Source organism: Humibacillus xanthopallidus (assembly GCF_006717145.1).
GTDB lineage: Bacteria > Actinomycetota > Actinomycetes > Actinomycetales > Dermatophilaceae > Humibacillus > Humibacillus xanthopallidus.
In genome coordinates, this window is record NZ_VFQF01000001.1 from 1448339 (window position 1) to 1468654 (window position 20316).

The 20316-nt window shown below is 71.3% G+C and carries 18 protein-coding genes; 3 read left to right on the top strand and 15 right to left on the bottom strand.

Features of this window, described 5'->3' with window-relative positions:
* Window positions 1-199 precede the first annotated feature (199 nt).
* Entirely contained in the window at window positions 200-2245 is a 2046-nt protein-coding gene (locus tag FHX52_RS06495) for a HelD family protein (protein WP_141820958.1), read from the top strand.
* Window positions 2246-2252: 7 nt separating this feature from the next.
* Here FHX52_RS06495 and FHX52_RS06500 read toward each other — a convergent pair whose 3' ends face one another.
* Window positions 2253-2546: a hypothetical protein gene (locus FHX52_RS06500; RefSeq protein WP_141820960.1), complete on the bottom strand. Its 294-nt coding sequence runs from the start codon at window positions 2544-2546 to the stop codon at window positions 2253-2255.
* A gap of 37 nt (window positions 2547-2583) precedes the next feature.
* Window positions 2584-3492, bottom strand: a complete 909-nt coding sequence (locus tag FHX52_RS06505) for an intradiol ring-cleavage dioxygenase (protein ID WP_141820962.1) — start codon at window positions 3490-3492, stop codon at window positions 2584-2586.
* 168 nt (window positions 3493-3660) lie between these two features.
* Between FHX52_RS06505 and FHX52_RS06510 the strand changes: the two genes are divergently transcribed.
* Together FHX52_RS06510 and FHX52_RS06515 are read left to right on the top strand one after the other, a co-directional pair.
* Window positions 3661-4257 (top strand): TetR/AcrR family transcriptional regulator, encoded by a 597-nt coding sequence (locus tag FHX52_RS06510; RefSeq protein WP_141820964.1) that lies wholly within the window; start codon window positions 3661-3663, stop codon window positions 4255-4257.
* Window positions 4254-5438, top strand: a complete 1185-nt coding sequence (locus FHX52_RS06515) for a GDSL-type esterase/lipase family protein (RefSeq protein WP_246069640.1) — start codon at window positions 4254-4256, stop codon at window positions 5436-5438. The genes FHX52_RS06510 and FHX52_RS06515 overlap by 4 nt, the downstream gene beginning before the upstream one ends.
* A 28-nt stretch (window positions 5439-5466) precedes the next feature.
* On the opposite strand, the gene FHX52_RS06520 is transcribed toward FHX52_RS06515, so the two are convergent.
* From FHX52_RS06520 to FHX52_RS06580, 13 genes are all read right to left on the bottom strand, one after another.
* Window positions 5467-5904: a type II 3-dehydroquinate dehydratase gene (locus tag FHX52_RS06520; protein WP_141820966.1), complete on the bottom strand. Its 438-nt coding sequence runs from the start codon at window positions 5902-5904 to the stop codon at window positions 5467-5469.
* Window positions 5905-5913: 9 nt separating this feature from the next.
* Entirely contained in the window at window positions 5914-7041 is a 1128-nt protein-coding gene (gene aroB / locus FHX52_RS06525) for a 3-dehydroquinate synthase (protein ID WP_141820968.1), read from the bottom strand.
* On the bottom strand, window positions 7038-7598 hold the full coding sequence (locus tag FHX52_RS06530) for a shikimate kinase (RefSeq protein ID WP_246069641.1): 561 nt from the start codon (window positions 7596-7598) through the stop codon (window positions 7038-7040). Before FHX52_RS06530 ends, aroB begins: the two co-directional genes overlap by 4 nt.
* Window positions 7592-8812 (bottom strand): chorismate synthase, encoded by a 1221-nt coding sequence (gene aroC / locus FHX52_RS06535; RefSeq protein WP_141820970.1) that lies wholly within the window; start codon window positions 8810-8812, stop codon window positions 7592-7594. The genes FHX52_RS06530 and aroC overlap by 7 nt, the downstream gene beginning before the upstream one ends.
* 61 nt (window positions 8813-8873) lie before the next feature.
* Window positions 8874-9575, bottom strand: coding sequence for a prepilin peptidase (locus FHX52_RS06540; protein ID WP_141820972.1), 702 nt, complete (start codon window positions 9573-9575; stop codon window positions 8874-8876).
* Complete coding sequence (locus FHX52_RS06545; protein ID WP_246069642.1) at window positions 9572-10471, bottom strand: shikimate dehydrogenase; 900 nt, start codon at window positions 10469-10471, stop codon at window positions 9572-9574. The genes FHX52_RS06540 and FHX52_RS06545 overlap by 4 nt, the downstream gene beginning before the upstream one ends.
* The gene (gene mltG, locus FHX52_RS06550; RefSeq protein ID WP_141820974.1) at window positions 10465-11703 is read right to left on the bottom strand and encodes an endolytic transglycosylase MltG; all 1239 of its coding nucleotides are present in this window, start codon (window positions 11701-11703) and stop codon (window positions 10465-10467) included. Before mltG ends, FHX52_RS06545 begins: the two co-directional genes overlap by 7 nt.
* Window positions 11700-12224, bottom strand: a complete 525-nt coding sequence (gene ruvX / locus FHX52_RS06555) for a Holliday junction resolvase RuvX (protein ID WP_246069643.1) — start codon at window positions 12222-12224, stop codon at window positions 11700-11702. Before ruvX ends, mltG begins: the two co-directional genes overlap by 4 nt.
* The gene (alaS, locus tag FHX52_RS06560; RefSeq protein WP_141820976.1) at window positions 12221-14893 is read right to left on the bottom strand and encodes an alanine--tRNA ligase; all 2673 of its coding nucleotides are present in this window, start codon (window positions 14891-14893) and stop codon (window positions 12221-12223) included. The genes ruvX and alaS overlap by 4 nt, the downstream gene beginning before the upstream one ends.
* 375 nt (window positions 14894-15268) lie before the next feature.
* Window positions 15269-16372: an ABC transporter ATP-binding protein gene (locus tag FHX52_RS06565; RefSeq protein ID WP_141820978.1), complete on the bottom strand. Its 1104-nt coding sequence runs from the start codon at window positions 16370-16372 to the stop codon at window positions 15269-15271.
* On the bottom strand, window positions 16369-17439 hold the full coding sequence (locus tag FHX52_RS06570) for an ABC transporter ATP-binding protein (RefSeq protein WP_141820981.1): 1071 nt from the start codon (window positions 17437-17439) through the stop codon (window positions 16369-16371). The genes FHX52_RS06565 and FHX52_RS06570 overlap by 4 nt, the downstream gene beginning before the upstream one ends.
* Window positions 17436-18482: an ABC transporter permease gene (locus FHX52_RS06575; RefSeq protein WP_281287999.1), complete on the bottom strand. Its 1047-nt coding sequence runs from the start codon at window positions 18480-18482 to the stop codon at window positions 17436-17438. Before FHX52_RS06575 ends, FHX52_RS06570 begins: the two co-directional genes overlap by 4 nt.
* A 53-nt stretch (window positions 18483-18535) precedes the next feature.
* A complete protein-coding gene (locus tag FHX52_RS06580; protein WP_141820984.1) occupies window positions 18536-20311 on the bottom strand; it encodes an ABC transporter substrate-binding protein in 1776 nt (591 codons plus the stop codon).
* Window positions 20312-20316 lie beyond the last annotated feature (5 nt).

The following is a 20316-nucleotide window of genomic DNA, read 5'->3' on the forward strand; positions in this document are numbered from 1 at the left end:
ACTTTCGTATGCCGTCCGGCCCGTCGAGCGCGCCGCGGCGCGCCCCGGTCGGGACGGTTGCTGTGTTGGGGAGAGTTGCCGCGCAATTCTAGCCGTGCGCCTTCCTGATCCGACAATCGCGCGCGTCCGGGACCGGTGCGTGCCGGGGTATCGTGGTCGGCTCCCCCCCACCCCGCTCCCTCGTGAGAGGTGCCTCGTCATGCCCGCGCCCGCCACGCCCACCGGAGAGCTCGAGCGAGAGCAGGACTACCTCGACCACGCCCGGGCCGAGCTGGCGCGCATGCGCACGTCGGCCGAGCAGCTCGACGCCTCACGAGCGAGCGACGCGATCTCCGCAGAGGTGCTGAGTCGCGTCCTCGCGCGCCGCATCGCCTCGCTCCAGGACGACCCTCGCGCGACGCTCTTCTTCGGTCGGATCGACCTCGAGCCGTCGGACGGCCCGGCGGAGCAGTTCCACATCGGACGCCGGCACGTCTCGGACGAGGCCGGCGACCCCGTCGTCGTCGACTGGCGGGCGCCGATCTCGACCGCGTTCTACCGCGCCTCGCCGACCGACCGGATGGACGTCGTGCTGCGCCGCCGCTTCGGGGTCGACCGGGGCCGGCTCACCGCGCTCGAGGACGAGCACCTGCGTGAGCGAGGGACGCCGACCTCGGGCACCGGCTCGCTCCTCGCCGCCGAGATCGAGCGCCCGCGTACCGGGCCGATGCGCGACATCGTCTCGACGATCCAGCCCGAGCAGGACGAGATCGTCCGCAGCGACGTCGCCGTCAGCGTCTGCGTCCAGGGCGCCCCGGGCACCGGCAAGACCGCGGTGGGACTGCACCGCGCGGCGTGGCTGCTCTACTCGTTCCGCGAGCGCCTCGACCGCTCGGGGGTGCTCGTCGTCGGGCCGAACCGCGCGTTCCTCGACCACATCGGCGCCGTCCTGCCGTCGTTGGGAGAGGTTCGGGTCGGGCACGCGACCATCGAGAGCCTGCTCGACCACGCGCGGGTGCGTGCCGAGGAGCCGTCCGAGGTGGCGACCCTCAAGGGTGACGCGAGGCTCGCGGTCGTGCTGCGTCGCGCGGTGTGGTCGAGCCTCGTGCCTGCGACCGAGGCGCTCGTGGTGCCGCGCGGCGTGCGCAAGTGGCGCGTCCCGGCATACGAGGCCCGGGACCTCGTCGACGAGCTGGCCGCGCGGGGCGTGCGCTACTCGGCGGCGCGCGACCTGCTCCCCCAGCGCCTCGCGCACCACGTGCTGCTCGAGATGGAGCGGGCCGGCGACGCGCCTGACGACCGCGTGCAGGACGCCGTCGCGAGGTCCGCGGCGGTGAAGAAGTACGTCTCCTCGGTGTGGCCGGCGCTCGACCCGCAGGGCTTGCTGCACCGGCTGTGGTCCGACCCGGACGCGCTGCGAGCAGCGGCCGGCGATGACCTGACCGAGCACGAACAGTCGATCCTCTTGTGGGACAAGCCTGCTCGCACGAAGGGTTCGGCCAGGTGGTCGCGTGCCGACATGGCGCTGCTCGACGAGGTCGACGACCTGCTGCGTCGCGTGCCGAGCCTCGGTCACGTCGTGCTCGACGAGGCGCAGGACCTCTCCCCCATGCAGCTGCGCGCTGTCGGCCGGCGATGCTCGACGGGGTCGGTGACGGTGCTCGGTGACATCGCCCAGGGCACGACGCCGTGGGCGACCGCGTCGTGGGCCGAGGCCATGCGCCACCTCGGCAAGGAGGACCACGACCTCGTCGTGCTCGACCGAGGCTTCCGTGTGCCGGCCCTCGTCATCGACTACGCCGCTCGGCTCCTGCCGCACATGGCTCCCGGGCTCGGCGCTCCGGTGTCGGTGCGCGACAACCCCGGACGGCTCGAGATCCGGCCCACTGACATTGCAGGACTCGACGGTGAGGTCGTGGCGGCGGTCGAGCAGGCCTGCGCCGCAGCGGGATCGGTCGGCGTCATCGTGCCTGACGCGAGCGTCGAGCGCGTCTCGGCGGCACTCGGATCAGCGGGCGTCCCGCACGGCCGGCTCGACCGCGACCACGGCGACGACGAGGACCACCAGGTCGAGGTCGTGCCGGCGAGCGTCGCCAAGGGTCTGGAGTTCGACCGCACCGTCGTCGTCGAGCCGGCCGCCATCGCGGCCGCGGAGCCCGACGAACGCACCGGTCTGCGCCGGCTCTACGTCGTGCTGACCCGAGCCGTGTCGGAGCTGACCATCGTGCACGCCGAGCCGCTGCCCGACGCACTGGGCGCGGCCTGACAGCGACTCAGCCGAGCCCCTGGTGTCCCGCCCACCGCTCGGCAGCCCGGTCGGCGGCCGAGGTGACGAGGGCGGCAAGCTCCGGCCGGTCGGGCACGGTGAAGGACACGTAGGCGCCGCGCCCGCCCTCGACCGGCCGGCCGTATGCCTTGGCTGCGAGGTGCCCGTCAGGCAGCATCCGGACGTTGAGGGTGTCGAGCCGGAACTCCTGGCCGCGGCGGGTGTCGGTCCACCGCAGCGCCTCGGGGATGGTCACGTTGATCGCCATCGCGCTGACGACGAGCGCCTCGTCCTCACTCATGACAGCAGGCTCCCACGAGGCCGCGGCTGGTGCGGTGTCAGACACCGATCGTCAGGGCTGCGGTGTAGCCGGACGACGCGCTGCCCGACATCGTCGCGAGCTGGTGGATGCCGCCGTCGTCGCCGAAGACGTTGTCGCGCTGGAGGCTCACCTGCGAGAGGTTGCCGACGCTCTGCTCGTAGCCGCTCGTCGCATAGACCGCGTCGCACGCCGTCTGGGGCAGGGCGATCTGCGAGGTCTTGACGATCGGCCCGCTCGAGGTCGCGTCGCCGACCTTCTCGTAGACCTCGAAGTGGATGTGCGGCCAGCGACCCGAGTAGCAGGCGGGGAAGACCGAGGTGAAGGTCGCGGTGCCGGACTCGTCGGTGGGCTGTACGCCGCGGAGGTAGTTCTCGTCGGCCGCTCCCTCGCTGTACATCGAGTAGTTGCCGTCGCGGTCGCAGTGCCAGACGTAGACGGCTGCGCCGACGAGGGCCGAGCTCGTCGCGAGGTCCTTCACGGTCAGCTTGATCGTGAGGGGCACGCCCTGTGCGGTCGTCGTCGAGGAGCCGAAGCTGCTGCGGATGTCCTGGCGCACGATGCCCGAGTCGTCGAGGACGTTCTGGCCGTTGGACCCGTCGCCCGGGTAGGGCCCGGCCGTCTCGTCAGGCGCCTCGACGAGGTCGGTGCCGGCGTTCGCCGCTGCCGTCGCCCCCGAGGTGGACCCCGAGACGACCCCAGGGGCGGCTGCACTCGTGGTCGAGGTGGTCGTCGTGGCCTGCGGCGTCGCGGCGCTGCACGCGGCGAGCGCGCCGGCGACCCCGAGACCACCGAAGAGGGCGAGCGCCCGGCGCCGGTCGACGAGCGTCCGGATGTCGTAGACGAGGCCACGGTCGTGGTCCTCGATCTCGGTGCCGTGCTCGTCGATCCACTCGTGCTCGGGAGCCGAGGGTGTGTGCGCTGCCATGACGGACCTTTCGTCGCGGGAACCGGCGGTCCCTCCTCCGAGGAGTCTGGGAGCGGCGTCCATGACGGACCCTTGTCCCCTCTGTGCGGTGTCTGTGACGTGCAGGGCCGTCTCGGCGCGCGAACCTTCGCTGCATAGGAGGTTACCTATATGTGTTAGGTTCGTCCTATGGCACGCGCGCAGCTGACGACGTCGACGGTCATCGCCCGCGCCGCGGAACAGGCCGACGCGTCGGGGTTCGACTCCGTCAGCCTCGCCGCGGTCGCACGCTCGTTCGGAGTTCGCACGCCCAGCCTCTACGAGCACGTCCGCGATCTGGCTGCGTTGCGAGACGGGGTCACGGTTCTCGCTCTGGACGAGCTGGCGACCCTGATCAGTGACGCCGTCGCCGGTCGGGCCCAGAGGGATGCCCTGCTCGGGCTGTTTTCGGCGCATCGCACCTACGCGCAGACTCGTCCCGGCTGTTGGGAGTCGCTCCAACGGCGCGCCGGGCCCGAGGCGGTCAGCGCGCCCGCCGCCCAGCGGATGGTGCGCGTCATCGACGCGGTCCTGCGGGGCTACGGCATCCGCGACGGGGACCGGACCCACGCCACGCGGATCGTGGGTGCGGCTCTCAACGGCTTCCTCAACCTCGAGCGCATCGGCAGCTTCGCGCACAGCGAGCCCGCTCCGGATCAGTCCTGGACCGAGCTGCTCGACTCGCTCCACTTCCTGCTCGTGCACTGGCATGACCGCAGCCCACTCGAGCAGAAAGAACCCTCGTGACCACGACGATGACCGCGACGCCACTCACCGCCGACCTCGTCATCGGCGCGGCGGAGCTCGAACGCACGGCGCGGGGCCTGCGCCCCCACCGACTCCCCCGACCCATCCGGGAGCGCTTCGCCGATCCTCAGCTCTCGCTCATGGAGGCCCAGCCCTCAGGGGTGCGCATCGCGGTCAGCACGACGGCCCGCCGCCTCTCGCTCGAGCTGCTCTCCACCCGAGTGGCCTACCGGGGCCTGCCACGCGCGAGGGGGGTCGTCGACGTCACGGTCGACGGCGCCGCGCACAGCTCACACGCCTTGACCCGGGGCGACGCCATCGAGCTGAACATGCAGACGGGCGCCAGCACGATGACGTCGGGTGACCCCGACCTCGTCGTGATCGACGGCCTCGAGGCCGGCGAGAAGACGATCGAGATCTGGTTGCCGCACAACGAGCAGGTCGACGTGGTGGCCCTGCACACGGACGCACCGGTGCGCCCGGCACAACGCACCGGACCCGTGTGGCTCCACCACGGCAGCTCGATCAGCCACGGCTCCAACGCGACCAGCCCGACCGGCATCTGGCCGGCGGTCGCTGCTCGCAGAGCGCACGCCCAGCTGCACAACCTCGGCTTCGGCGGCAGCGCCCTCGTCGACCCGTTCATGGCCCGGCACATGCGCGACGCCAAGGCAGATCTCATCAGCGCCAAGCTCGGCATCAACGTCATCAACCACGACTCGATGCGGCTGCGCAGCTTCGTCCCCGCGGTCCACGGCTTCCTCGACACCATCCGCGACGGCCACCCCGAGACGCCGCTGCTGCTCATCTCGCCGATCTTCTGCGGGATCCACGAGAACACCCCCGGCCCGGGAGCCATCGACCCCGCCGCACTGGGGTCCGGCGTCATGCGGTTCGTCGCCACCGGCACCGAGGGTGACACCGCTGGCGGCCGCCTGACCCTGCGGGTCGTCCGCCGAGCGCTCGAAGAGATCGTCGCTGCGCGGTCAGACGACCCCAACCTGCACCACCTCGACGGGCTCGAGCTCTACGGTGAGCACGACGCGAGCGCCCTGCCCCTGCCGGACGGGCTCCACCCGGACACGGCCACCCACGCCCTCATCGGCAAGCGGTTCGCCGAGATCGCGTTCGGCGCCGGAGGCCCCTTCGACGCGCGGGCCGCGGGGACGCAGTCGGGGTGACGGCCCTCGTCGTCGCGGCCGCCTGGTGTCAGATGAGGGCGCGGAGGGCGAGCAGGTAGGACTGCAGGCCGAAGCCGGCGACCGTCCCCGTCGCGACCGGCGCCACGACCGAGGTGCGGCGGAAGTCCTCGCGCGACGCGGGGTTGCTCAGGTGCACCTCGACGAGGCTGCGCCCGCTCGTGGTCACGATGGCGCAGGCGTCGCGGACGGCATACGAGTAGTGCGTCCACGCGCCGGGGTTGATGACGACGTCGGCGCCCGCGTCGACGGCCTCGTGCAGCCAGTCGACCATCTCGCCCTCGTGGTTGGTCTGCCGGCAGTCGGCGAGCAGCCCGAGCGCACCCGCCTCCCGCGAGACCGCGGAGTGCACGTCGTCGAGCGTGTCGGAGCCGTAGACCTCCGGCTCGCGGGTGCCCAGCCGGTCGAGGTTGGGCCCGGAGAGGACGAAGACGAGGGGTGCCGTCATGCCGCGAGTCTAGTGAGCAGCCGCGCTCGCAGGCCCGGCGACGAGCCGGTATGCCGCGTGCAGCATCTCGTCGGACGGCCCGACGAGACGGGTCGGCCGGGCCAGCCCGTCGAGCACGACGAAGCGCAGCGTCGAGCCGCGCGACTTCTTGTCGCGCCGCATCGTGGTGAGCAGCTCGTCCCAGCGCCCGGCGGCATACGTCGTGGGGAGCCCGAGCGACTCGAGCACCGACCGGTGACGGTCCACGAGCGCGTCGCCCTCCGGGCCGCTGAGGTGCCCGGCGAGACGGGCGAGCTCCGCGACGTAGACCATGCCCACGCCGACCGCCTCCCCGTGGCGCCAGGAGTAGTGCTCGACCTGCTCGATGGCGTGGCCGAAGGTGTGGCCGTAGTTGAGGATCTCGCGCAGCGAGCTCTCGCGCAGGTCGGCGGCGACGACGTCGGCCTTGACCCGGACCGCGCGCTCGATGAGCTCGCGCAGGTGGGGGTTGGCCGCGCTGCGGGCCCGGTCGGGGTCGTCGGCGACGGCCGACTCGACGAGGTCGAGGATGACCGGGTCTGCGATGAAGCCGCACTTGACCACCTCGGCCAGCCCCGCGACGAGGTCGGCCTGCGGCAGCGTTGCGAGCACGTCGACGTCGCACAGCACGCCGGCGGGCGGGTGGAAGGCGCCGACGAGGTTCTTGCCCTCGGCGGTGTTGATGCCGGTCTTGCCCCCGACCGCGGCGTCGACCATGCCGAGCAGCGTCGTCGGCACCTGGACGACGCGCACACCGCGAAGCCACGACGCCGCGACGAAGCCCGCGAGGTCGGTGACCGTGCCCCCGCCGACACCGACGACCGCGTCGGTGCGGGTGAAGCCGGCCTGCCCCAGCTGCGCCCACAGCCCGGCGGCGACGGACGTGGTCTTGGCCGCCTCGGCGTCGGGCACCTCGGCGAGGTGGACGGCATACCCCCGCTCGCGCAGCGCGTCGGAGACCGCGCCGCTGAGGGCCGGCAGGGTGGGCGGGTGGACGACGAGCACCCGCTCGACGTCGGCGCCGAGGAGGTCGGCGACCCGCCCGAGCACCCCGGACCCGATGACGACGTCGTAGTCGTCGCCGACGGCGATCGTCGTCGTCTCCGGCGCAGCGCTCACGCCGTCGCCACCCCCGTCGCCTCGAGCTCGGCGATGACCGCGTCGACGATCTCGTCGGGGGTGCGCCCGGCAGTGTCGACGCGCACCGTGGCGACGCGTTCGTACGTGGGCCGGCGCACCTTCATCATCGCGATCCACGACGCGCGGGGGTTGACCGAGAGGAGCGGTCGCGAGCGGTCGAAGCCGATGCGCTTGCTCGCGTCGGCGATGGCGACGTCGAGGAAGACGACCGTGTGCCCGGCCAGCACCGCCTCGCTGAGCGGGTCCATGACCGCTCCCCCGCCGAGCGCCACGACACCCCGCTCGTCGGCGAGCGAGCGCGCGACCTCCGCGCGCTCGAGGTCGCGGAAGGCCGCCTCGCCGTCGTCGACGAAGATGTCGGAGATCGAGCGCCCCTCGGCCGCCTCGACGGCGGCGTCGACGTCGTGGAACGGCACGCCGAGACGCTCGGCGAGCAGCGCCCCGACCGTCGTCTTGCCCGCACCGGGCGGGCCGACGACGACGGCGGCCGGACGCGGGGCCGTGCCCTCGGGCGTGGGTTCGTGAGCGTTCACCACGTGCGCAGCCCTTCGCGGATGCCGTCGAGGTATGCCGTGTGGTTGCGTGCCGTCTCGGTGACCGAGTCGCCCCCGAACTTCTCGAGGCACGACTGGGCGAGCACGAGCGCGACCATCGCCTCGGCGACGACACCTGCCGCCGGCACCGCGCAGACGTCGGAGCGCTGGTGGATCGCGGTGGCGGCCTCCCCGGTCGCGACGTCGACCGTCGACAGCGCCCTCGGCACGGTGCTGATCGGCTTCATCGCGGCCCGGACGCGCAGGACCTGGCCCGTCGACATGCCGCCCTCGGTGCCGCCGGCGCGGCCGGTGCGGCGCGTGATGACACCGTCGACGAGCTCCATCTCGTCGTGGGCCTGCGACCCTCGACGGCGAGCGGTCTCGAAGCCGTCGCCGACCTCGACCCCCTTGATGGCCTGGATGCTCATGAGCGCCTGGGCGAGCTGGCCGTCGAGCTTGCGGTCCCAGTGGACGTGCGAGCCGAGGCCCGGCGGCAACCCGTAGGCGAGCACCTCGACGACACCACCGAGGGTGTCGCCGTCCTTCTTCGCCGCATCGACCTCGGCCACCATGGCCGCGGACCCCTCGGGGTCGAAGGCGCGCACCGGGTCGGCGTCTAGGCGCTCGACGTCGTCGGGCGTCGGGAGGGCGGCCCCGGCGGGCACGCCCGCCGTGCCGATCGAGACCGTGTGCGAGACGAGCTGGATGCCGTAGGCCTGCTCGAGGAAGCGCGCCGCGATCTCACCGAGCGCCACGCGCGCCGCGGTCTCACGGGCCGAGGCGCGCTCGAGGATCGGCCGCGCGTCGTCGTGACCGTACTTCTGCATGCCGACGAGGTCGGCGTGGCCGGGGCGCGGGCGGGTCAGCGGCTTGTTGCGCGCGACCTCCTTCTCCGCGTTGACGTCGTCGGAGGCGGCGTAGTCCTGCTCGCTCACGACCTCGGGGCTCATCACCGTCGTCCACTTCGGCCACTCGCTGTTGCCGATGCGCACGGCGATCGGCGAGCCGAGCGTCATGCCGTGCCGCAGGCCGCCGAGGAACTCGACCTCGTCCTGCTCGAACTTCATCCGGGCCCCACGGCCGTAGCCGAGCCGCCGCCGCGACAGGGCCGCCTGCAGGTCCTTCGCCCCGACCTCGACGCCTGCGGGCAGGCCCTCGATCATGGCGACGAGTGCGGGCCCGTGCGACTCACCGGCCGTCAACCAACGCAACATTCCCCGATCCTCCCACGCACCCAGGCTGCTCCCCCGACCCGCCCGGCACGCGGGACACCGCTCAGATGATCGGAGCCAGCTCCACGACGAGGGCGATGAGGGTGCCGACGAGCATCCAGGGGCCGAAGGCGATGTCGTCCTTGCGGGTGCCCCGCCGCACGACGATGCGCCCCACGCCGTAGACGCCCGCGAGCAGGAAGGCGGCGAACGTCGCGACGAGCGTCGCAGTCACGCTGACGTAGCCGGTCGCGAGCCCGACGAGCCCGGCGAGGGTCACGTCACCGAGCCCGAAGCCGCTGCCGAGCAGCGCGGCGAGGACGGCGAGGACGAGGTAGATCACCCACAGGACGAGCCCCGCGACTGCGGCACGCCGCAGGGCGGCCCAGTCCCCCGACGCGAGCGACGCGAGCGCGAGCTGCCCCACGAGCAGGGGGTATGCCGGCCGGGTGAGTCCCCGGGGCAGCCGGTGCACGTCCGCGTCGACCCACGCGAGCGCGACCGCGACGAACGCGAAGCCGAGGTAGGCCGGGGTGAGGGCCCACTCCGAGAGGGGCCCGAAGCGCCAGGCGAGCAGCCCCCAGAGCAGCGCCATCGCGACGGGCACGACGGCGATCGGGGCACGAGGTGGCGGACCGGTCTCGTCGTCGAGCCGGTAGCCGCCGGTCACGAGACGGCGACGCAGCACCTCACCGACGGCCGCGCCGGCGAGGGCCAGCACGGCGACGAACCACCACGGGGTCGCCGGGAAGGCGGTCCACGTCATCGGCCACCGGCGGAGGTCCGCACCCCCCAGACCGGGTCGACGACGGCATACAGCGCCTCGGCCATGGCGGCGAGCGGCGCCGGCTGACCGGTCATGAGGCTCACCTGGCGGGTCGCCTGGTGCAGGAGCATGTCGACGCCGCGGGCCAGCGTCCAGCCCCGGTGCTGGCCGCCGCGCTGGAGCGGGGTGGGCCCTTCGCCGTAGACGACGTCGAGCAGCACGCGGGTGCGGCCTCCGTCGGTCGTGGGCAGCGTGTCGAGCGGCAGGCCGGCCGACGGGGGCACGGTGCTGATGACGAGGTCGGCGTCGGGCCACTCGCCCAGTGCTGCGACCGCCACCTCCAGCCCCGCCGCTCGCGCCTGCGCCACGGTCTCGGGACGAGCCTCGTCGCGCACCATGAGGGTCACACGCCGCGCCGCGACGGCACCTGAGTCACGTGAGTCACCTGAGGCGGCGAGCGCGGCGATGGCCGACCGCGCCGTGGCGCCCGACCCCACGACGACGACCTCGGTCACAGCATCGGAGGCGAGGTCGCAGCCCACGGCCGCGAGGGCGGCGGTGATGCCGTGCACGTCGGTGTTGTCGGCGAGCCAACCTCCCTCGACGCGCACGAGGGTGTTGGCCGCACCGGTCTCACGGGCCGTGTCGGTCGCCTCGACGGCGGCCTGCAGGGCCACCTCCTTGAGCGGCATCGTCAGGGAGAGCCCGCGCCACGTCTCGTCGAGCTGCTCGAGCGCGCCGGCGAACGACTCCGTGTCGACCTCGCGCCGGTCGTAGGACCACGTCGTGAGGCCCAGCGCGACGTGTGCGGCTCGGTGCAGCACGGGCGAGAGCGAGTGGGCGATGGGTGAGCCCCAGACCGCGCACCGGGTCTGTTCGGCCGGGATGGTCAGCACTTGCCCCCCGTGGACGCGCGCCACGCGTTGAAGGCGGCGACGTTCTTGGCGTGGTCGGCAGCGGTCACGGCGAACTTCGTCTCTCCCGTGCAGAGGTTGACGGTGACGAAGTAGAACCAGTCACCGGCCGGCGGGGCCGCAGCGGCCTGGATCGCGCTCTCGCCCGGGTTGGCGATCGGGCCCGGGGGCAGGCCCTTGAAGCGACGCGTGTTGTACGGGCTGTCGCTGTCGAGCATGTCCTGCGTCGGCACGCCGCGCTTCTTGAAGATGTAGTTGACCGTCGAGTCGAAGCCGATGGACGTGTTGGACGCGAGGCGGTTCTCGATGACCCGCGCGACCTTGCCGCGGTCGGCCTCGGTGCTGGCCTCGCCCTCGACGAGGCTCGCGAGAATCACCACGCGCTCCATCTTCTCCGGGGGGATGCCCAGGGCGTCGAGCCGCTTGACCGACTCCCCCACCATCTGCTTCAGCTGGGCCGCTGCGCTCGAGTCGGGCGCGAACTCGTAGCTGGCCGGGAAGAGGTAGCCCTCGACGTTGCCCCGGGCCGACGACGGGAGCCCGAGCGCCTCCGCGTCCTTGGCCGCGGCGACGTACTGCGCCACGGGGATGCCGGAGGCCTTCGAGAGCTTCGCGTAGATCTCCGTGGCCCACAGGCCCTCAGGGATCGTGACCCGGGTGACGATGCGGTTCTTGGGGTTGACGAGCAGGGCGAGGGCATCCGCCGCGCGCATCTGCTTCTTCATCTCGTAGACGCCGGGCTGGATGCCGCCGCTCTTGGAGTCGGCGTTGGCCGCCTCGACGAACGCCTTCGTCGACTTGATGACGTCGGCGTCGACGAGCTCTCGCGCGATCGCGCTGCCGCCGGCGCCCTGCTCGACCGTGACGCGCACGCTGCCGTCGCCCGGGCCCGGGTAGTCGTTGGACTCGAGGAAGCCCTCCACGACGGGGCGCAGTGCGTGGTACGCGACCACGACGCCGCCGCCGATGACGGCCAGGGCGAGGACGATGACGATGAGGCGTCGCCACCACGGGGGCTTGCCGCGGCCTTCGCGAGCCCCGCCGGCACTGCGCCGGCGCCCACGGGAGCGCTTGGCGGCCAGCTCGGCCTCGCGCAGCTCGCGGCGGCTCGCGGGCGGCGCGGCGGGGTGGGCGGCGTCGTGCCCCACGGGGTCGTGGACGTCGGCGTGGTCATCGTGGTCACCGAAGATCGATGACTCGAGATGGTCCTTCATCGGCGACGTTCCTTCTTTCGTCTTCCCCCCGTGGTGACTGGCTCCCCTGGCGGCCTGCCCGAGCGAGCCTCCGTGTCGAGTGCGGTCTGCAGGATGAGGACAGCTGCCGCTTGGTCGACGACCTTGCGCTGGCCCCGTCCCGGCACGCCGCTGTCGCGTAGTCTGCGGTGCGCGTCGACGGTGGTCAAGCGTTCATCGACCAGTCGCACCGTCACGGTACCCACTCGGGCCGCGAGAGCCACGGCGTAGTCGCGTGCGATGCGTGCGGCCTCGCCCTCCTGACCGGAGAGCAGCAGGGGCAGCCCGACGACGACCTCGACGGCGGCGAGCTCCTCGACGAGGGTCGCGATCTGCGTGAGGTCGGTGCCGTGCAGCTCGTCGCGGGCGAGGGTGCGCACCGGGTGCGCGAAGGTGGCGGTGGGGTCCGAGGCAGCCACCCCGACCCGGGCGCTGCCCACGTCGACGCCGACGCGCACCCCGGGGCGCACTGTCCGCACCGGGGGCTCGTCGGGCATCGTCATGCGCCTCGGGCGCGCAGTTGGTCCTCGACGACCCCGAGGGCGCGAGAGACCTGCGTCGGGTCGGTGCCGCCTCCCTGGGCAAGGTCGGGCTTGCCGCCCCCTCCGCCACCGAGGGCCTGCGCGGCGAGCTTGACGAGCGCCCCGGCCTGCAGCCCCGTCTGGCGGGCCTGCTCGTTGGTCGCGACGATGACGACGGGCCTGCCTCCGGAGACGGCGGCCATCGACACGAGGGCCGGCCGGTCGTTGCCGAGACGGGTGCGCACGTCGAGCACGAGCGCGCGCAGCTCGTCGGCCGACACGCCGTCGCCGGCGTCGTGGCTGACGAAGCGGACGCCCGCGATCTCGCGGGCGCTGGACACGAGTCCCGCTGCCGCACCGAGGACCTGGGCCTGCTTGACGGCGGCGATCTCCTTCTCGGCGTCGCGCAGGCGACCGAGGATGCCGGCGATGCGGTCGGGCAGCTCGTCGCGGCGTCCTCCGACGACCTCGGTCAGCTGGCTGACGATGGCGGCCTCACGCGCGAGGTGCGTGTAGGCGTCGACGCCGACGAGCGCCTCGACACGGCGCACCCCGGAGCCGATCGAGCTCTCGCCGAGCAGCTTGACGACCCCGATCTGCCCGACGCGCGGGGTGTGGGTGCCGATGCACAGCTCACGCGACCAGTCGCCGATCGACACGACGCGCACGCGCTCGCCGTACTTCTCGCCGAACAGCGCCATCGCGCCGAGCTTGCGGGCGTCGTCGATGGCCATGATGTCGGCCGTGACGGGCAGGTCGTCGAGGAGCACGCCGTTGATGCGTGACTCGATCTCGCCGAGCGCGCCCGCGGGCACGGCCTGCTGCGAGCGGAAGTCGAAGCGCAGCCGACCCGGGGAGTTCTCGGACCCGGCCTGGGTCGCCGTGTCTCCCAGCTCGTCGCGCAGCGCCTGGTGCACCATGTGCGTCGCCGTGTGGGCGCGCGAGATGGAGCGTCGGCGGGCCACGTCGACCTCGGCCTCGGCGTCCTCGCCGACGGCGCCCTCGCCCTCGAGCACCGTCGCGCGGTGCACGACGAGACCCGAGATGGGGCGCTGCACATCGGTCACCTCGAGCACGGCGCCACCCGACAGGCGGATGCGGCCGTGGTCGGCGAGCTGGCCGCCCGACTCGGCGTAGAGCGGCGTGCGGTCGAGCACGAGCTCGACCTCGTCGCCCGGGCCGAAGCGCTCGACCACCTCACCGCCGCGGATGAGTCCGCGCAGCCGGGTGTCGGTGACGACCTGGTCGTAGCCGGTGAACTCGACCTCGCGGCCGAGGGTGTCGGAGACGCGACGGTAGACGCTCGTGTCACCGTGGCCCGACTTCTTGGCGCGGGCATCGGCCTTGGCGCGGTCGCGCTGCTCCGCCATGAGGGTGCGGAAACCGGTCTCGTCGACCTGGACGCCCTGTTCCGCCGCCATCTCGAGGGTCAGGTCGATCGGGAAGCCGTAGGTGTCGTGCAGCGCGAAGGCCTCCGCGCCGCCGAGGGTCGAGCGTCCGGAGGACTTCGCGCTCGCCACCGCGGTGTCGAGGATCGTCGTGCCGGCCGCGAGGGTGCGCCGGAAGGCGTCCTCCTCGCCGTAGGCGACCTGGCTGATGCGGTGGAAGTCGCGCTCGAGCTCGGGGTAGGACGCCTTCATCCGCTCCTTGCTGACCGGCAGCAGGTGCTCCAGCGTCGGTGCGTCGACCCCGAGGAGGCGCATCGAGCGGACCGCGCGGCGCAGCAGACGGCGCAGGACGTAGCCGCGGCCCTCGTTGCCCGGCGTGACCCCGTCGCCGATGAGCATGAGCGAGCTGCGCACGTGGTCGGCCACGACGCGGAAGCGCACGTCGTCGTCGCGGTCGGCTCCGTAGCGGCGCCCGGTGAGGTCCTCGGCTGCCGCGATGACGGGGAAGACCTCGTCGGTCTCGTAGATGTTGTCGACGCCCTGGAGCAGGTAGGCGACGCGCTCGAGGCCCATGCCCGTGTCGATGTTGCGCTTGGGCAGCTCGCCCGCGATGTCGAAGTCCTCCTTGGACCGGACGTTCTCGAGCTCGTACTGCATGAAGACGAGGTTCCAGAACTCGAGGTAGCGGTCGCCCGCCTCCCAGTCGCGGTCGGCGCCGAACTGCGGGCCGCGGTCGAGCAGGATCTCGGAGCACGGGCCGCCGGGGCCGGCGACGCCCATGTTCCAGTAGTTGTCCTTGCGGCCGAGGCGCACGATGCGGTCGTCGGAAAGCCCGGCGACCTTCTTCCACAAGGAGATCGCCTCGTCGTCGTCGTGGTAGACCGACGCGTAGAGGTCCTTCTCGTCGAAGCCGAGGCCGCCGTCACGCTGGCTGCGCGTGATGAGCTCCCACGCGAGCTCGATGGCGCCTTCCTTGAAGTAGTCGCCGAAGCTGAAGTTGCCGTTCATCTGGAAGAACGTGCCGTGGCGGGTCGTCTTGCCGACCTCTTCGATGTCGAGGGTGCGCACGCACTTCTGCACGCTCGTGGCGCGGCGGAAGGGCGGCGTCTCCTGCCCGAGGAAGTAGGGCTTGAAGGGCACCATGCCGGCGTTGACGAAGAGCAGGTTGGGGTCCTCGTGCACGAGCGGCGCGCTCGGCACGACGGTGTGGCCGCGCTCCCCGAAGAAGGAGAGCCAGCGACGCCTGATCTCAGCGGTTTCCATGTGTGTTGTCCTCGTGGTCGGTGCTGCGGGGTGGGAGTCGGGGCGGGGTCAGCCGAGGCGCCTCAGCAGGGCGCGACTGACCCCCGGCCGGCTCGTGACCACACCTGCGGCCTCGCCGTCATCCACTGCTCCGTGCCCACCACGCAGTCCACCACGCATCGTCCTTCGCTCGTCGGCGCGCACGTCGCGCCGCCGTCAACCCTAACCGACCCCCGCGCACGCGCGCGCTCCCACGCAGCGGGACGCGAGCGGGCCGCCGGCCCGGGGTCGGGCGACAGGCGGGGGTATGCCGTGGGGCCGGCTCCCACACGGGAAGCCGGCCCCACGGCATACGGGCTGGGTCTGCTCGACGCGGCCCGGATGTGCGCCGGTGCCTCAGGCGACCGGCTCGGCCGGGACCTCGGCGACGAGAGTCGTCTTGACCTCCGGGAAGTGGCACGCCTGCAGGTGCAGGCCCCGGTCACGCCTGGCGCGGACCGACGTCGTGTCCTCGACCGAGGTCGCGAGCGGCGGCTCCTGCTGGGCGCAGATGTCCTGGGCCTTCCAGCACCGCGTGCGGAACCGGCACCCGCTCGGCGGGTCGATCGGGCTCGGCACGTCGCCGATGAGGCGGATGCGCTCCTTGGGAGCGATGCCACGAGCGACGTTGATGTCGGGTGCCGCCGACAGCAGGGCCTGGGTGTACGGGTGCTCGGGAGCCTCGTAGATCTTCTTCTTGTCGCCGTACTCGACGATCTTGCCGAGGTACATCACCGCGACCTGGTCGCAGAAGTGGCGCACGACGCCGAGGTCGTGGGCGACGAAGATGAACGCGAGGTCGAGCTCGTCGCGCAGCTTGCCGAGGAGGTTCATCACCTGCGCCTGGATCGACACGTCGAGGGCCGAGACCGGCTCGTCGGCGATGATGAGCTTGGGCTCGACCGCCAGGGCGCGGGCGATGCCGATGCGCTGGCGCTGGCCGCCCGAGAACTCCGACGGGTAGCGGTTGATGTGCTCCGGGTTGAGGCCGACGAGCTCGAGCAGCTCCTGGACCCGAGCCTTCTCCTTGCCCTTGTGCAGGCCGTGCACCTTGAGCGGCGTCGAGAGGATTGAGCCGATCGTGTGGCGCGGGTTGAGCGAGCTGTAGGGGTCCTGGAAGATCATCTGCACGTCGCGCCGGATCGAGCGCAGCTGGTGCTCCTTGAGGTGCGTGATGTCGCGCCCCTCGAAGACGACCGACCCGGCGGTGGGCTCGTCGAGACGAGTCACCAGGCGCGAGGTCGTCGACTTGCCACAGCCCGACTCGCCGACGAGGCCGAGCGTCTGCCCCTGGCGAAGGGTGAAGCTGATGCCGTCGACGGCCTTGACCGTCGCCTTGACCATGCGCAGACCCTGGACCTCACGGAAGGGGAAGTAGCGCTGCAGGTCGGTGACCTCGAGGAGCGGCTTGGCAGCGCTGTCCGCTGCGGCTCGGGTCTGGGTGCTCGGCTGGGCGGTCATCGGACTCCCTCGTCTTCCTGGAGCGTGCCCACCGGGTCGGTGAGGTGGCACCGGATCTGGCGGTTGGCGAGGCCCGGCGTCGGGCGCCACTCGGGCAGCTCGGTCCAGCACGCGTCGCCGGGGACCTGGCTCTTGAAGTCGCAGCGCGGGTGGAACGAGCAGCCGGGCGGGAGGTTGAGCAGGCTGGGCGGGGAGCCCTGGATCGCCTTGAGCTCGGTGAGGTCCTCCGAGTGCGACGGCAGCGACTGGAGCAGGCCGTAGGTGTAGGGGTGCGACGGCTGGGCCAGCACCTCCTTGGCGTCCCCCTTCTCGACACCGCGGCCGGCATACATCACGACGATGTCGTCGGCGGTCTCGGCCACGACCGCGAGGTCGTGCGTGATCAGGATGACCGCGGAGCCGAACTCCTTCTGCAGGTCGTTGACGAGGTCGAGGATCTGCGCCTGGACGGTCACGTCGAGGGCGGTCGTCGGCTCGTCGGCGATGAGCAGCTTGGGGTTGTTGACCAGGCCCAGGGCGATCATCGCGCGCTGGCGCATACCGCCCGAGAACTCGTGGGGGAACTGCAGCGCACGGCGCTTCGGGTTCGGGATGCCGACGAGGTCGAGCATCTCGATGGCCCGCTTCTCGGCCACGGCCTTGCTCACCTTGTTGTGCGCGAGGTAGGCCTCGGCGATCTGCTTGCCGATCTTGTGGAACGGGTGCAGGGCGCTCTGGGGGTCCTGGAAGACCATCGCGGCCTTGGTGCTGCGGATCTTCTGGAAGGTCGACTGCGGCGCACCGACGAGCTCGATGCCGTCGAGCTTGATGCTCCCCGTGATCTGCGTGCGCTTCGGGTTGTGCAGGCCCAGCACGGCCATGCTCGAGACGGACTTGCCGGAGCCGGACTCACCGACGATGGCGAGCGTGCGGCCGAGGCGGGCCTGGTAGCTGAGGTTGGAGACGGCCTTGACGAGCCCCTCCTCGGTCGGGAAGGCGACCGAGAGGTCCTGCACGTCGAGCACGACGTCGCCGACTGACGTGGCCTCCGCGGCCTGCGTGGGGATGGCGTTCGCCGTGGCGGTCACTGGAGCCTCACTCGGGGGTCGATGAAGGAGTAGGCGATGTCGACGACGAGGTTCATGATGACGACGACCGCCGCTCCGATGAGCACGCTCCCCATGATGACGGGCAGGTCCTGGGCGCGGAAGGCGGCGAGGGTGCGCCGCCCGATCCCGTCGACGCCGAAGATCTGCTCGGTGATGAGGGTGCCGGTCAACAGGGCCGCGATGTCGAGGCCGAGGATCGTGACGATGGGGCTCATCGCGGCGCGGAAGCCGTGCTTGACGAGCACGGTGCGCTCGGGGATGCCCTTCGAGCGGGCCGTCCGGATGTAGTCCATCGACAGGGTCTCGAGCATCGAGTTTCGCGTGTAGCGCGTGTACGAGGTCGAGGTGTAGAGGCCGAGGATGAGCGCAGGGGCGAGCATGCCCAGGAAGTAGGGCCCGACGCCCGCCGATATCGGTGCGTACTGCGGGAGGATGTTCCAGAGCACGACCGGGTAGAGCGCGACGAGAAGGGCGAGCACGTAGTACGGGATCGCGCCGAAGGTCTGCGACGAGCCGATGATGCCTCGGTCGGCGGGGGTGCCGCGGCGGATCGCGGCGATGATGCCGAGGGTCACGCCGACCGTGACGAACACGACGGCGGCCATGAGGGCCAGCACGACGGTATTCGGGAAGCGGGTGAACAGCTCGGTGTTGACCGACTGGCGGGTCGAGAAGGAGTACCCGAGACACGGAGCCCCGCAGTGCACCGTGTCCCCTGCATAGGTGAAGTCACGACCGACGAACAGGCCCTTGAAGTACTCGAGGAACTGCTGCGAGAGCGGCTTGTCGAGGCCGAGGCTCTTCGTGATCTGCTCGAGGCGCGCAGGGTTGCACCGGGTCTCCGGGCACATGGCCTGGGCGGGGTCGGACGGGCCGGCGAAGAAGAGGAGGAACGTCGACACGAGCGTCGCCAAGATGACGCTCAAGGCGAGGGCCACGCGCCTGAGGATGTACGTGAGCAAGGGATACCTTCCAAGGAGTGGGCATCCGTGGTGGGGACCCGGAGGTTTCCGAGCCCCCACCACGGGTTGTGGTCAGTCGCCGCCCTCAGGTCGGAGGGCGGCCCCGGCCGGTCTTACTGGTCGAGCCAGACGTCCGTCAGGTTGGGCATGCCCTTGTTGGGGTTGTTGTGGACGTTCTTCACCTTGGTGCCGAACACCGAGTTGCCCTTGTCGTTGGAGTCCGGGATGGCCAGGAGGTAGTTCTCCGTCAGCCACTTGTCCATCTTGCCCCACTCAGGACCCTGCTCCGTGATGGAGAGGCCCTGGATGCGCTTGATCTCGGCGTCGATCTTGGCGTCGGAGAAGTTACCGAACGTCGTGCCACCCTGCGAGAGGGCGATCGTGCCGATGGTGGGCGGGATGATCGAGTCGGCGGACGGCCAGTCGAAGCACCAGCCGCGCGGCGACTGGAGCATGTTCATCTTGCCCTTGGGGTCACCCACGAGCTTGCGACGCTCGGCGCTCGGCGCACCGATGTCGGTCACCTTGAAGCCGGCCTTCTCCAGGGACTGCTTGCGCACCTGGTTGACCTTCTGGGCGATGTCGTCGTCGTTCGTGTAGTAGTAGATGAGCTCGAAGGGCTTGTCGGGGCCGTAGCCGGCGTCCGCGAGCATCTGCTTGGCCTTGGCCGGGTCGCCGTCGCCCTTGCCGTTCATCTTGAAGCCGGGAGCAGCCTCGGCCTCGTAGTCGAGGTGGCCCGGGATCTGCGGCGGGATGATCGTCGAGGCGGGGGTGAACGAGTGCGTGGTCTCGCCACCGGCCTTGTGGATCGCGTCGAACGGGTAGGCCACGGCGATCGCCTTGCGCACCGGCATCGGGATCTTGCGGGCGTCCATGTTGATCATGAGCACGCAGGAGGAGGGGCCCTCCTCGAACTGGGCCTTCTTCTCGCCCTCGATCTGCGAGATGAGCGAGGAGTCGATGCCGTCCCAGTTGAGGGTGGTGGCGTCGTCACCGTTGGACGCGAGGATCGCGGTCTGCGTCTTGACGATGTCCTGGCCCCACTTGAAGTGGAAGCCGTCCGGGTAGTTGTGACGCGCCGGGTCGGTGTTGGGGTCCCAGTTGGGGTTGCGCTTGAGGGTCAGCTCGGTGCCCGGGGTGTACTTGTCGAACATGTAGGGACCGGTCGCCAGCGGGTGCAGCTGGTAGTCGGCCTTCGTGTCCTTCGCCTCGGGGATCGGCGTGAACTGGTTGAACGAGACGAAGTAGGGCAGCGTCTCGAAGCGCTTCTCGAGGTGGAAGACGACGGTCTTGTCGTCCTTGGCCTCGACGCCGTTCCAGTTCTTGTCACCCTTGAACGGGCCCTGGTAGTCGGCGCCACCCTTGAAGAACTCGCGCTGGTAGGTCGGGCCGTTGGCAGCCAGGTCGGGGTCGAACGAGCGCTTGGCGGCCCAGACGATGTCCTGCGCCTTGACCGGCGTGCCGTCCTCGTACTTGATGCCGTCCTTGAGCGTGAACGTCCACGTCAGACCGTCGTCCGAGACCTTGCCGAGGTCGGTCGCGAGGTCCGGGACGAGCACCTGCTGGTCGCCGCGGCTCACGAAGGTCGTCAGGGCGCGGTGGCTCAGCGAGAAGATGACCGCGGTGTCCTGGTAGAACTGGTCGCTCGGGTCCATGTTGGCCGGGGTCGAGGAGTAGGAGACCGTGAGGATCCCACCCTTCTTCGCACCCGCGACTGCGGGCGCGGGGCCCTTGGCGGTCGGGTCGAGAGTCGCCGCAGCGCCCTCCACCTTGCCGGTGTCACCGCTCGCGTTGCCCGTGCCGGTGCCGTTCGTCGACGGTGCACCACAGGCTGCGACAAGACCGAGGGAGGCCACGGCCCCGACGGTCAGGACTTTGGTCCAGCGCATTGTTG

Excerpts from the sequence above, each read along its gene's own strand:
- ruvX (WP_246069643.1), bottom strand. The coding sequence starts at position 12,224 with ATGACGATGCCCGACGAGCCCCCGGTGCGGACAGTGCGCCCCGGGGTG.
- FHX52_RS06520 (WP_141820966.1), bottom strand. The coding sequence starts at position 5,904 with ATGACGGCACCCCTCGTCTTCGTCCTCTCCGGGCCCAACCTCGACCGG.
- FHX52_RS06565 (WP_141820978.1), bottom strand. The coding sequence starts at position 16,372 with ATGACCGCCCAGCCGAGCACCCAGACCCGAGCCGCAGCGGACAGCGCT.
- FHX52_RS06580 (WP_141820984.1), bottom strand. The coding sequence starts at position 20,311 with ATGCGCTGGACCAAAGTCCTGACCGTCGGGGCCGTGGCCTCCCTCGGT.
- FHX52_RS06500 (WP_141820960.1), bottom strand. The coding sequence starts at position 2,546 with ATGAGTGAGGACGAGGCGCTCGTCGTCAGCGCGATGGCGATCAACGTG.
- mltG (WP_141820974.1), bottom strand. The coding sequence starts at position 11,703 with ATGAAGGACCATCTCGAGTCATCGATCTTCGGTGACCACGATGACCAC.
- aroC (WP_141820970.1), bottom strand. The coding sequence starts at position 8,812 with ATGTTGCGTTGGTTGACGGCCGGTGAGTCGCACGGGCCCGCACTCGTC.
- FHX52_RS06510 (WP_141820964.1), top strand. The coding sequence starts at position 3,661 with ATGGCACGCGCGCAGCTGACGACGTCGACGGTCATCGCCCGCGCCGCG.
- FHX52_RS06540 (WP_141820972.1), bottom strand. The coding sequence starts at position 9,575 with ATGACGTGGACCGCCTTCCCGGCGACCCCGTGGTGGTTCGTCGCCGTG.
- FHX52_RS06505 (WP_141820962.1), bottom strand. The coding sequence starts at position 3,492 with ATGGCAGCGCACACACCCTCGGCTCCCGAGCACGAGTGGATCGACGAG.
- alaS (WP_141820976.1), bottom strand. The coding sequence starts at position 14,893 with ATGGAAACCGCTGAGATCAGGCGTCGCTGGCTCTCCTTCTTCGGGGAG.
- FHX52_RS06495 (WP_141820958.1), top strand. The coding sequence starts at position 200 with ATGCCCGCGCCCGCCACGCCCACCGGAGAGCTCGAGCGAGAGCAGGAC.